The 12,546-nt window shown below is 35.8% G+C and carries 15 protein-coding genes; 5 read left to right on the forward strand and 10 right to left on the reverse strand.

All coding sequences use genetic code 11. The features are described from left to right. Positions 1 to 117: 117 nt before the first annotated feature. Positions 118 to 1,056: a siderophore ABC transporter substrate-binding protein gene (locus FCI53_RS10190; RefSeq protein WP_138418461.1), complete on the forward strand. Its 939-nt coding sequence runs from the start codon at positions 118 to 120 to the stop codon at positions 1,054 to 1,056. A 329-nt stretch (positions 1,057 to 1,385) separates the two neighbouring features. Next, a complete protein-coding gene (locus tag FCI53_RS10195; RefSeq protein ID WP_138418463.1) occupies positions 1,386 to 3,083 on the forward strand; it encodes a methyl-accepting chemotaxis protein in 1,698 nt (565 codons plus the stop codon). A gap of 40 nt (positions 3,084 to 3,123) precedes the next feature. Here FCI53_RS10195 and FCI53_RS10200 read toward each other — a convergent pair whose 3' ends face one another. Further along, on the reverse strand, positions 3,124 to 3,756 hold the full coding sequence (locus tag FCI53_RS10200; protein ID WP_138418465.1) for a YczE/YyaS/YitT family protein: 633 nt from the start codon (positions 3,754 to 3,756) through the stop codon (positions 3,124 to 3,126). A 326-nt stretch (positions 3,757 to 4,082) separates the two neighbouring features. Between FCI53_RS10200 and FCI53_RS10205 the strand changes: the two genes are divergently transcribed. Together FCI53_RS10205 and FCI53_RS21855 are read left to right on the forward strand one after the other, a co-directional pair. After that, positions 4,083 to 5,009, forward strand: coding sequence for a M14 family metallopeptidase (locus FCI53_RS10205; RefSeq protein ID WP_171038135.1), 927 nt, complete (start codon positions 4,083 to 4,085; stop codon positions 5,007 to 5,009). A 158-nt stretch (positions 5,010 to 5,167) separates the two neighbouring features. Next, complete coding sequence (locus FCI53_RS21855; protein ID WP_246050077.1) at positions 5,168 to 6,109, forward strand: glycoside hydrolase domain-containing protein; 942 nt, start codon at positions 5,168 to 5,170, stop codon at positions 6,107 to 6,109. Positions 6,110 to 6,147: 38 nt separating this feature from the next. Here the strand turns inward: FCI53_RS21855 and FCI53_RS10215 are convergent, their stop codons facing one another. The 3 genes from FCI53_RS10215 to FCI53_RS10225 form a co-directional block, all read right to left on the reverse strand. Further along, positions 6,148 to 6,612 carry a YndM family protein gene (locus FCI53_RS10215; protein ID WP_138418469.1) on the reverse strand — a complete coding sequence of 155 codons (465 nt, stop codon included), beginning with the start codon at positions 6,610 to 6,612 and terminating at the stop codon, positions 6,148 to 6,150. Between the two features lie 173 nt (positions 6,613 to 6,785). Beyond that, positions 6,786 to 7,010, reverse strand: coding sequence for a hypothetical protein (locus tag FCI53_RS10220; RefSeq protein WP_138418472.1), 225 nt, complete (start codon positions 7,008 to 7,010; stop codon positions 6,786 to 6,788). Then, positions 7,011 to 7,265, reverse strand: coding sequence for a hypothetical protein (locus tag FCI53_RS10225; RefSeq protein ID WP_138418474.1), 255 nt, complete (start codon positions 7,263 to 7,265; stop codon positions 7,011 to 7,013). Positions 7,266 to 7,507: 242 nt separating this feature from the next. Between FCI53_RS10225 and FCI53_RS10230 the strand changes: the two genes are divergently transcribed. Then, positions 7,508 to 7,927 carry a universal stress protein gene (locus tag FCI53_RS10230; protein ID WP_138418476.1) on the forward strand — a complete coding sequence of 140 codons (420 nt, stop codon included), beginning with the start codon at positions 7,508 to 7,510 and terminating at the stop codon, positions 7,925 to 7,927. Between the two features lie 93 nt (positions 7,928 to 8,020). Here the strand turns inward: FCI53_RS10230 and FCI53_RS10235 are convergent, their stop codons facing one another. The 6 genes from FCI53_RS10235 to FCI53_RS10260 form a co-directional block, all read right to left on the reverse strand. After that, the gene (locus FCI53_RS10235) at positions 8,021 to 8,227 is read right to left on the reverse strand and encodes a DUF1657 domain-containing protein (RefSeq protein ID WP_138418478.1); all 207 of its coding nucleotides are present in this window, start codon (positions 8,225 to 8,227) and stop codon (positions 8,021 to 8,023) included. A gap of 105 nt (positions 8,228 to 8,332) precedes the next feature. Beyond that, complete coding sequence (locus FCI53_RS10240) at positions 8,333 to 8,788, reverse strand: GtrA family protein (RefSeq protein ID WP_138418480.1); 456 nt, start codon at positions 8,786 to 8,788, stop codon at positions 8,333 to 8,335. Positions 8,789 to 9,036: 248 nt separating this feature from the next. Continuing rightward, a complete protein-coding gene (locus tag FCI53_RS10245) occupies positions 9,037 to 9,444 on the reverse strand; it encodes a Fur family transcriptional regulator (RefSeq protein ID WP_138418482.1) in 408 nt (135 codons plus the stop codon). Continuing rightward, positions 9,441 to 10,295 (reverse strand): metal ABC transporter permease, encoded by an 855-nt coding sequence (locus tag FCI53_RS10250; protein WP_138418484.1) that lies wholly within the window; start codon positions 10,293 to 10,295, stop codon positions 9,441 to 9,443. Before FCI53_RS10250 ends, FCI53_RS10245 begins: the two co-directional genes overlap by 4 nt. A 15-nt stretch (positions 10,296 to 10,310) precedes the next feature. Continuing rightward, positions 10,311 to 11,066: a metal ABC transporter ATP-binding protein gene (locus FCI53_RS10255; protein ID WP_138418486.1), complete on the reverse strand. Its 756-nt coding sequence runs from the start codon at positions 11,064 to 11,066 to the stop codon at positions 10,311 to 10,313. 72 nt (positions 11,067 to 11,138) lie between these two features. After that, entirely contained in the window at positions 11,139 to 12,212 is a 1,074-nt protein-coding gene (locus tag FCI53_RS10260) for a metal ABC transporter solute-binding protein, Zn/Mn family (RefSeq protein ID WP_138418488.1), read from the reverse strand. Between the last annotated feature and the right edge of the window lie 334 nt (positions 12,213 to 12,546).

Here is a 12,546-nt window from a genome sequence, read left to right on the forward strand (position 1 = left end):
GGCCCTTTATAAGAATAACTATCCAAAAGGGTATAATGTTGGTATCCTGAAGAGCATTCCAAGTTCTGGTTGCTTGAAGTTTATAAAAAAATAAATAAATTCACGAGGTGATTCAAAATGTATAAAAAATATTTACTTATAGCTTCACTTTTTGCATTAATCCTATTTACCGCTGCATGTGGCAATAATAGCGGGGAAGCAACAACAGCTGAGCCAGAAGAAACCATTACGGTAACACACGAATTAGGAGAAACACCAGTGCCACTAAATCCAGAAAAAGTTGTCGTCTTTGACTACGGTACATTAGATTCATTAGATCAATTAGGAATTGAAATAGCTGCGGTACCACAAGATAGTTTACCATCCTATCTTGCTAAATATGAAGATGCAAACTATGAAAACGCAGGTGGCATAAAAGAGCCTGATTTTGAAAAATTAAGTGAGATTGATCCTGATCTTATTATCATTTCAGGTAGACAACAGGAATCTTATGAAGAATTAAGTGAGTTAGCACCTACCATTTATTCTGGTATAGATACAACAAGGTATATGGAATCATACAAAGAAAATGCTGAAATTCTAGGTCAAATTTTTGGGAAAGAAGAGGAGGTAGAAGCAGAACTAGCTGAAGTAGAAGCGTCCATTGAAGAGTTGAATGAACAAATAACAGCTGAAGATAAAAATGGGTTAGTTATTTTAACAAACGATGGTGGTATTAACGCATATGGTCCTGGTTCAAGATTTGGTATTATTCATGATGAGTTTGGTATTAACCCTGTTGATGATACAATTGAAGCATCCACACACGGGCAAAACATTTCGTTTGAATATATTTCAGAGAAGGATCCAGATTACTTATTTGTTGTCGATCGTAATGCAGTAGTAGGTGGAGAGTCTTCAGCAGAACAAGCACTTGATAATCCATTGGTTCAAAAAACAAAAGCCTACCAAAATGATAATATTATTTATTTAAATCCTGATTACTGGTACCTTTCAGGTGGAGGATTACTATCCGTTTCCGAAATGGTAAAAGAAATGGCTGAAAAAGTACAATAACTAAAAACTACCTTTCATTTTTGAAAGGTAGTTTTTTTGTGGGATAAGGCCCTGTCCATAGTTGACTTTTGTGTAAGAGAATTTTACTATTAAACTAACAATATCTAATTCATAAGTACTATTTGTTTAAAAGGAATGCCTTAGCGTCGGTTGATCGTTTTTTGGAGTTGGGAGGTAATATAAAAATCCATTTTTGTGCTGGAAAGTATAACTGTGATAAGCAAGGTGGATAATGAGGATTCATTCTTGTGAAGCATAAACCAACATACATAAACTTGAATTTTTATTATCCATCCAGATTAAACCTTACAAATAGGAGTGTGGTTGGGATGGGTAAGTTTTTTAAGGTGAAAACATTACGTACAAAAATCTTGTTTGGTTTCTTAGTAGTTGTATTTTTAACGTTAGCTTATGGGATATTCAATTTTTTTATGTCCTCACATACTAACCAACAAACAGCAGAAATCGTAGAAAAGGAGATACCACTGCTTTTAGCAGATGAGCAGTTGGGATTTAATATTTCTGAACGTATTAGTGCTGTTCGTGGGTATGTATTACAAGGGAACGAAGAATACAAACAGCAATTTCAACTATTAACAGACGAAAGTAGACAACTAGAGCAAGAGGCGCTGGCATTGAGTAACGATTCTCAGCTCCAAGAACTAGTGAATAAAAGTCACGAGTGGGAAAAAGATGTACAGGAAATGGTGTTTGAGCCATATGACCAAGACAGAGTTGGTTTAGCAGAAGGAAATCTTGCCCAAGTTGTTAAGCCAGTTGCTGATGAATTAAAGGCAGGGTTTAAAGAGTTAGTTTCTAATCGTGAAGATTTAATTATCGAGTCTGGTAATGATTTGTTAGCGAATAGTAACTCTTCTATTGTTGTTGGTATTATCCTATCTACTCTTGTTTTAATTGCTGGTGTCGTGATTGCTTTATATGTTTCTTCTGTGATCACAAAGCCGATTGCACAAGTGAAAGAACGGATGAATGTAATTGCTAAAGGAGATTTGAAAAGTAAAGCGCTTACTTATAAAGGGGATGATGAAGTAGGAGAGTTAGTGTATGCAACCAATCAAATGAACGAAAATGTGCAAAGGTTGTTGTCCGAAATCAATGATGTTTCAGAGGCTGTATCAGAAAAAAGTGAAGAATTAACACAATCAGCAAATCAAGTAACAGAGGGAAGTAATCAAATCGCATCAACTATGCAAGAGTTGTCATCAGGTACTGAATCACAAGCAAATACGACAAGCGAACTTGCTCACACCATGGCTAATTTTGGTGAAAAGGTAACAGATGCAAATCAAACTGGGGAACGAGTTTATCGATATTCTGAGGATGTTTTACAGTTAACAAATTCTGGTAGCCAATTAATGAAAGAATCGGTTAAACAAATGGAAAAGATTGACCAAATTGTTCAAGAAGGTGTAGAAAAGGTGAACGGTTTGGATCGTCAATCACAAGAAATTACCAAGCTTGTTTCTGTCATTAAAGATATTGCGGATCAAACGAATTTGTTAGCGCTTAACGCTGCGATTGAGGCTGCACGGGCAGGTGAACATGGAAAAGGATTTGCAGTTGTTGCAGATGAAGTTCGGAAGCTTGCAGAACAAGTTGCGGATTCGGTTGCAGACATTACTCAAATTGTCAATCGTATTCAAAATGAGTCAAGTATTGTTAGTACTTCACTAAAAGGTGGTTATCAAGAAGTGGAAAAAGGCACGGAACAAATGATAACAACTGGTGAAACATTTGAAAAAATACGTTTATCAATGACGGAAATGGCAAATGGAGTGCAAACAATATCCAATTATTTAATAAAAATGGAACAAAATAGTGATTCAATCAATAAATCGATTGAAGAGATTGCAGCTGTTTATGAACAGTCAGCAGCTGGAATCCAACAAACATCAGCATCGATTGAACAAACACATAGTTCAATGGAAGAAGTGGCCAGTAGTTCGGATGAACTTGCAGATAATGCTGAACAGTTAAACCGACTAATAGAGAGGTTTAATGTGTGAAGATAAGGGATCAGATTTGAAGAATCTGATCCCTTTTTACTTAGGATGCTAGCTGCTTTTTTTGTTTTGAAAAAGTGTTTGTAATTAATTTTATATATGGTATAAATGTCTTGATTAGTACACCAGTTACTAAACCATTAATCAATGTGCCGATCCCGATTGCTCCATCAAAAAAGAATGCGATGACCACAAGAATAATACTAATAAGTGCTCGAGAATATGTGAAACTCCATCCAGTTAAATCTGATAGAACAACCATCGAACTGTCTAATGGGTTAGGAGCAATTGATGATTGTAAATAGGTTGCGATGCCAATGCCAGTGAATACAATTCCTAATCCCAAACTAACCGATTGTCCAACCCAAGAATGGAGGATAATCCAACCGTCTAGTACAAATAACCAAAAATCAATACCGACTCCAGTAATTAAAGAAGTTAATAGTGCAACATATTCTGGTTTTGCTTTCGATACGACCGCATTACCTAATACCATTGTTAAACCAACAACAACTTCCCAACTTCCAATTGTAAGCCCAAATGTCCGATGTAAACCAACTAATAAGGCATCATAGGGAGATGCACCTAGTTGAGATATAATGGTTAATGAAATTCCCAGCGACAGAATAAGAATGCCGATGATATAGAAATGAATTCCTGCACGAATTAGCTTCATGTGTACACTTCCCTTACATGATGTTATACAGTCACTTTTCATACTATATCAAAGGTGGAACAGAAAAGGAACCATTGTGAATTTTTAACGTGTTCTTCGAAATGCTTTTATTTTATCCTGGTGTAACCGTCCGCAAGACTCCGACTTACATTCTACAAGGTAAAACCATAGTAGATAAGTGAGGGGGCCCAGGTTTCTTCTTGCGGTACTAACAATCAGTGTGAGGGAAAGAACCACCCACTGATTGGAGGTTTTCATGGATCACAATGTTATATAATTATTTTGACTTCGCATATATATGGTAGAGAAATGGGAAGGTGATGGTCATGAAAGCTATTGTTAATCCAAAGCAGGTATATTCTTATACACAAATGCAACAAGATATCGAACTATTACAACAAGGGTACCCAAGTTTGATCAATGTTGAAACAATTGGTAAGTCAGTTGATGGGCGCTCAATTTATGCGTTAAAGCTAGGAAATGGGAACCGCGAAATTTTTATGAATGGCGCTCATCATGCAAGAGAGTGGTTAACAACAAGTGTTCTAATGCAGATGATTGATGTGTATTGTCAAGCCTATGTGCAAAACTCGACTATCGGTGATTATGATCCTCAACAAATTTTTACCAATAGTTGTATTTGGTTTGTGCCGATGGTCAATCCAGATGGTGTGATGTTAGTACAACAAGGATATCAAACTGCTAAAAATCCAGAACGAGTAATACAGATTAACGGTGGAAATAAAGATTTTAGTGCATGGAAGGCAAATATATCCGGGGTAGATTTAAACCGACAATATCCAGCTGGATGGGAAGATATTCAAGATAATCCAGGAAAGCCACAACCCTCCATGTATAAAGGTCCCCATCCGCTTAGTGAACCTGAGACACAAGCCATTCATCGTTTCACACTCAAACACGATTTTGAAATGGCGATATCGTATCATTCTTCTGGTGAAGAATTGTTTTGGCAATATAAAAGTACAGGAAGTTTAAAAAGAAAAACGAGAAGCATCGCACAAAAAATTAGTGACAAAACGGGATATCAATTAGTCGATCCAGGTCCTAATCCAAGTGGGGGCGGGTATACAGACTGGTTTCTTGAAGTGATGCAAAAACCAGCAATTACACCGGAAATTTCACCGCTAGTTGGACCAAGACCAGTACCATTAGAAAATTACGATAAAATTTGGAATGATCATAAAGAAATCGGATTAATGCTTGCTCAAGAAATTCTTAAAAAATTTGAATAAAGTGTTTGTAAGGTTTTAAAGAACTATGTTTGTTGGTGAAGAACATTCAGTGTGAGTGAATGCACTCTCACTGATTTAATTTTTCCTTGTTGTTAGCCCACACCAATCGCTCTTCTCACTAATACACTGCATTAGTTGTGTTAGTGGGAGGGGTTGAGTTGAATAGAAAACCTATTTTTCCAATAGCTGTTGTTATCACTATTGTGGTTATTCCTTTCATTCACTATTTATTTAGTGATCAGAATGAGCTACAGACTCCCAGTACAGAACAACCTGTTAGTAACCAAGAGCAAAATTTGAATCAGTCAAACAATCAAGATGAACAAGAACAATCAGGAGAGCAACAGAATCAAGAGGAACAACAGGGCCAAGCAGAAGGAGAAAATAATCAACAAGGAACGGATGAACAAAGGGATGATCAACAGTCAAATCAGGAACAACAACAAAACCAACAGCAAGATGACCAAATTGTATGGGGAGTTGATTCAGCCAGCTATACCGATCAGTCCATGTATGAATGTGTGAAAGAGAACTTTGGTCAACCATCTGTTTGGGGCCGTTATTTAGGAACAAAAGAAGATGTATCTATAGGCTTAGATCAAGCAGAGGTTGAATTATTGCATGAAAATGACGTGCGTATTCTTGTTATTTATAACCACTTTAATGATGCTAGGGGATATGAACGAGGAATTGAAGAAGCAGAACGTGCGATAAATATGGCAAGTGAGTTAGGTATACCAAATGGTGTTGGTTTGTTTGCAGATATTGAACCTAGTTACCCTGTAGATCACGAGTTTATTCAAGGTTGGTATGACACAATTGAATCGTCAAACTATCAAGTTGGGCTTTATGGTGTGTTTGATGAAGGTTCGGAGTTAGTTTCTGCCTACAATGCAACCAATCAAGAAGCACAAGAGAATACCGTTGTGTGGACAGCGTATCCCCAGAAAGAAATAACCACAAAAGAAAATGCCCCATCATATGCACCACAAGGACCGGATGCTTCATTATTATATGGATGGCAATATGCCATCGAGTCAGAGAAGTGCAACATTGACACGAACTTATTCCAACAAGAAATAAACGAGTATCTTTGGTGATCATTATACTAAGAGTGAGAGCAATAAACGGTTTGCTCTCACTCTTTATTTTTGTTTGTGTTATGATGTCGTTTAATATAATCTTTGTCAGGGTTCTCTTCAGCAAATTCGGTTTGGGCATTCATTCTTCGATTCTCTAAATAAATCTCGTCATGATCATGCGGGGTTTGATTATTGACATAAATATGAAACACAGCCTCTGTACAAGCGATAAAAAAGGCTGTAAACAAAGCTGTTGGTACGATCCCAAATTCAGGTGCAAAAAACAACAGGCCTAAAATCCATAATGATAAAAAGGCTAAACCAAAATCTGCAATGGTAGCAAATAAATTACCAAAACGAGGTAGGATAAATAAATCACCAACGACATATGCAACAGCAGTTACAAGTAAACTAATGATAAACATATCAGTAAGTGATGCTCCACCAAATATTCCAAACATTGAAAAGACAATGGTACCAATAATGAGAAATTTAATACCAATGGTCTTGAAATGGTTCATTTCTTGACCTCCTATTCGTAAGTTAGCCTTATTATTTGTTAGTAGAAGAGAAATAAAGCATGTTTTGTTCGGTAAGTTATTCCAATGACCCTTTGTAGCAGTTGCTGTATTATGTGCAGTAACTTTTATAATAGTTTTTTTATTTGAGTACTTTTTCTTTAGATAATGAGCATTTAGTACTTTTCATACATCATCCAGCGCTTTTTCCAAAGATCCTGCGTGATAACGGCTTTTTCATACATCATCCAGCGCTTTTTCCAAAGATCCTGCGTGATAACGGCTTTTTCATACATCATCCAGCGCTTTTTCCAAAGATCCTGCGTGATAACGGCTTTTTCATACATCATCCAGCGCTTTTTCCAAAGATCCTGCGTGATAACGGCTTTTTCATACATCATCTAGCGCTTTTTCCAAAGATCCTGCGTATTTACGGCTTTTTCATACATCATCCAGCGCTTTTTCCAAAGATCCTGCGTGATAACGGCTTTTTCATACATCATCCAGTGCTTTTTCTCAAGATCCTGCGTGATAACGGCTTTTTCATACATCATCCAGCGCTTTTTCCAAAGATCCTGCGTATTTACGGCTTTTTCATACATCATCCAGCGCTTTTTCCAAAGATCCTGCGTGATAACGGCTTTTTCATACATCATCTAGCGCTTTTTCCAAAGATCCTGCGTGATGCGCTTTTTCCTTTGATTCCGGTTTGGAAAATCACTGTACTTCACTAGTTTAATTTGTTGCGCATAATACAACTTATGTGACGGAAAAAAATCTTCTAGCAGGAGAAGTGATTGAAAAAATTGGCGAGATTGTGAAGATTGAAATGCCCTCTATGGAATCGCTTTAATATTTGTTATAATTGAGCAAATAGCTATTGTTAGGAGACAAGTATATGTTTAACAAAATCTTGTTAGCTTCGGATGGATCAGAACATGCAATGCGAGCAACGGAAAAAGCGATTACATTAGCCGATAAGAATTTGAACGCAATCATTACAATTCTTTATGTTGTAAATATGAACAAATCCAAAAACGATGTTTTACATAGCTGGAATTCAGCAGATCTCGATCGAAGTCGAAGAGAAGAATTAGCCTTAACAGAACAAAAAATCAAACACGCACATATAAAATATGAAATGGAAATATTACATGGAGAACCAGGGCCTACTATTGTTAATTACATTAATGAAAATGAAGTAGACATTTGTGTGATCGGTAGTAGGGGATTAAATTCGTTACAAGAGATGGTTTTAGGCAGTGTGAGTCATAAGGTAGCAAAAAGAGCAAATTGTCCAGTGATGATTGTAAAATAGTAATAAGGGCTGTCCCATTAGTGCTCTCCAAATATTGGAGTGTCACATTGGGACAGCCTTTTTTACTATGTCGTTGCTTTTTAGCTTATTTCTTTATTGATTTTTATATTGTGGTTCTTGCGTCTCAATATATTGTAAACGAGCTCTTAAATTATCAAGGATTTGTTGTTGTTGGTTTCCTAAGTTTTGAAACATTTGTTTTGCAGCTTGATCTTGTGTTTCAAGAGCAAAGCTGTGAAGACTCGCTAAGGTACTTTCACAACTAGCAATAGCTTGTTGCATTTGTGTACCAACAGTCATAAATTCACCCCCTTGAAGCATCCTATCTTTACTATTTCCAGGGGAGGAGAAACTCATTATGATATTTGTGTTCAAATAAGTGGCACATTTAGTTAATCTTACCAGTTATTCAAACTCCTTTTTTCGTTGATGACTTTTACGAAATACGAAAAATTTCATTAAAAAGAAACTTGCTGATGATGACAGAAACATGGCAGTTCCTTTGGCAATGTTCTGGTTAATAAACATTGGTATTTGCATGAGGCTTTGTTTCGTCAGTAACTGTACCATTCCAATAAAAACAAGATTACTGATTACTAATGCAATGATAGCTTGTATAATGAACAAAATCATTTCTTTTGCTCCTGAATTTGCTCGATGGCTAAAGGTATATTTTTTATTCCATATGTAACTATTTACAATTGCTAAAGTATAGGCAATCGTATTAAAAACAAACAATAAATTTGATTGAGTTGTTGGCCAGATGAATAACAAGATATTTAAAGATACAATGTCGACGATGGCATTCGTGACACCAATAAAGCCAAATTGTAATACTTGTACTTTAACTTTTTTTGCCATGCTTGCTCCTTTTTACACTGTTGTTGGTAATTTTTAACTTTTAAAACTAAAAAACTGTATAAGTTAGTTTAAACTAATTTAAATTAAGGATACATATTAAACTATACATATTCAAATTGTTTGTTGTGTGTTTTCGGAATCAAAAAAATGAGGGAGCAAGCCACATCCTTTTGATGAAGGAGTAGTGACTTAGCATCACCTCATTTAAAAATTACCTATGCATTGTATTGGACGAATAGTAACTCTCTTTATTGACATTGTGGACATAGTCCGTATATTTCAAATTTATGATCTTCAACCTCAAATTGATGAAGTTCTGATTGAATCGAATCCATTGGACAAGTAAGAATCTCCTTTGTTAATCCACAATCTTTACAAATAAAGTGATGATGATGGTGGTGATCACATTTCATTCGAAAATGTTTTTCTCCGTTTAATTCAGTTGATTCCAGTATACCAATCTCGTGAAATAAATGTAGGTTTCGATAAATTGTGTCAAAACTGATGCCATCATAGTTCGGTTCCATAAATTGTAATAAATCTTTAGCGGTTCGATAGCGATCTTCAGAAGAGAAAAAGGCAAGGATATCTTCGCGCTTATCAGTATATTTGTAGCCATTTTTCTTTAAGGTCTTCAATGCTTCTTGAACGTTCATTCCATCGCCTTCTTTCTAGATAGATTGAATGCTATTCTCTTATAAGCAATCGCTAATAATAAAATAATGATTGATGTCACAACAATTGTTCCACCTGGTGGAATTTCAAAATAATAACCTGTTATTAACCCTATGATAACAGAAATTTCGCCAAAAATAATGGAAAAAACAATAGTCTGCTTAAATCCTTTCGCGATGCGAATACTGGCAGCAACTGGTAATGTCATCAATGCTGATACAAGTAATACACCGACAATTCGAATCGATGCTGCAATTACTAAAGCAGTCATGATCATAAACAGAAAGTGAATTCTTTTGGCATGTATACCAGAAACAACCGCATGTTCTTCATCAAACGAAAGCATAAACAACTCTTTGTAGAAAAGCATTATAATTGTAACAACAACGATTGCAATGATTAAGATCATCCATAAGTCATCACGACTAACAGCAGAAACCGAGCCAAATAAATAATTATATAAGTCTGTATTAAAGCCATCTGCTAATGAAATAAAAATAACACTTAAACCAACCCCACCCGATAATATAATCGGAATGGCTAGCTCTTGATACGCTTTATAAACAGAGCGGAGTTTTTCGACAAAAACAGATCCGATTACAGAAAAAAACATCCCACTATAAAAAGGAGTAATAAATGCTAATCCAAATTTCTTTTCGACTAATAAACCGAAAGCAATTCCTGCAAGTGTTACGTGTGATAATGCATCCGCAATGATCGATAGGCGTCTAACCACAATGAATGTACCAAGCAAGGGAGCAATTAAGCCAATTAGTAGTCCTGTGTAAAATGTGTTTCGTAAAAACTCGTATTCAAAAAAATTGGCAAACATGATGCGCCTCCCCAATCAATGATTATGTGTCACCAAATTTACGGGGTGTCCATAAAAGTGTGACAAATCGTGTTCCGATAAATTTGTGAAAACAGATGGATCTCCATGAAAGTGTAATGTTTTGTTTAAACAGACTATGTCTGTCGCATGGTGGGTCATCGTTCCTGTATCATGAGTTACTAATAATAATGTAATGTTTTGGTTTTCGTTTAAGTGATGGAGTAACTCATAAAACTTCTGTACGTTTTCTGTATCGACGCCTACTGTTGGTTCATCCAATATGAGTAATTCTGGATCACTAACTAACGAGCGAGCAATAAAAATACGCTGTTGTTGTCCACCAGACAAATCCCCAATATTTTCATAAATATAATCTTGCATCCCAACTTGTTTAATCGCATCCATAATCTTTTGTTTATGTTTATGTTTAAAGAACTTCATATAACCAATCTTCGAAGTTAGACCCATCGAAACAACTTCATATACTGTTGCTGGAAACCCTCGGTTAAATGTATTTGCTTTTTGGGATACAAAACCAATCTTGTTCCATTGGTTAAATTTGTTCAATGGACTCCCAAATAATTGAATCGTTCCTTGTTGAGGTTTTAAAATACCAAGTAACAACTTAATTAATGTTGTTTTACCACCACCATTGGGTCCAACTAGACCAATAAAAGCACCACGTTGAATCTCAAAATCAACATGGCTTAAAACTTGTTTATTTTCATATGCATAACTAACATTTTCCATTTTTACTAATGACTCTGCCATCGTAACACCTCCTGCATTGGGACAGAGGGACAGGTTTGTTGTCCCATTTTGGAAGAACAACAAACCTGTCCCTTATTTTGTTGCTTGATCAATTGTTTCTATATTGTGCTCCATTAATGTAAGAAAATCTTCATTGTTTTCAATGTCATCTTCCGTTCGTACTGCTAAATTATGGAGTATCAATGTTGTTGCACCGATTTCTTCTTGAATTCGTTTTGATACGGTTTCGGATACGTTTTGTTCAAAAATCATATATTGCAAATCATACTGTTCTGCTTGTTCAATGATGTTGATTAAATCTTTTTGTGATGGTACACTGTTTGAAGACAATCCATTGACAGAAATTTGTTCGATACCATAACGCTGTTCCCAATAGCCATAAGCAGCATGTGATACAAGAATTTTATTTTGTTGTTTGTCACGTAATGTTTTAGTGAATTGCTCATCAAGCTTGAGAAGATCTGATTCTAATGTAGCATAGTTTTCTTCAAAAATTTCTGCTTGATCGGGAACCAATTCAATTAATTCGTCTTTGATAATGTGTGCCATGTCGATTGCACGAATTGGATCTAACCAAATGTGTGGATCATGATCTCCATGGTCATGTCCATCATGCTCATCAATTTCATTACCGTGCTCATCGGTTTCGTGATCATGCACATCAGTTTCATGGTCATGCTCTTCCTCATGGCTCTGATCATTATGTTCTTCCTCAACATCTTCATGATCGATTTCTATTTCACTAAATAAATGTTCGTTTGTACCTAGTTCAATTAATTTAACCTCTTCCCCATTTAACGCATCTGCGGCTGTTTCGGCTATTGCCTCCAAATTTCCACCAAGATAAATAAACGCATTTGCTTCTGCAATGTTCGTCATCATTTTAGAGGTAGGTTCATAGGAATGCGCATCAACACCAGGGGGATAGACAGATGTTACTTGTACCTCTTCGCCACCGATACGTTCTACCATATACTCAATCGGATAGATCGTTGTATAAATCGTGGTTACATCTTCTGTCGTCTCCGGAAGTTGTGACTCTTCCTCCTGTGAAGTAGTGGTATCTGTTGTTTCCCCACAAGCAGTTATGATTATAAGAAAACTAGACAATAAAAGTGCTAGAAAAATAGATTTTCTATTTATCATTTTTTTCAACTCCATTCTTAATAACAAAAATCATTGTATCGTAATGATTCTGATTTGTAAATAGGAATGATTTCGTTTTATGATATGAAATTAGAAATGCATATATGATAGGTATTTAACTTCACGACGATCTAGGAGTTAAATTGCAGGAGATTTCAGCATAGTAATGAAGAAAGTTGCTATGGTTACTTTTTATACAATTATAGTGACGTAAGGGTTAAAGAGATATGGAACAAGAGGAACTTGTGTTGTAAAGGTTTTCCGATGGCTGTTTTTTTGTAAAAACTCCAAACTAAGCCAAGTTCTAATTTTAGAATTTTGCAGCCTAGTTCGG

The organism is Aquibacillus sediminis (genome assembly GCF_005870085.1).
GTDB classification, from domain to species: Bacteria; Bacillota; Bacilli; order Bacillales; family Amphibacillaceae; genus Aquibacillus_E; species Aquibacillus_E sediminis.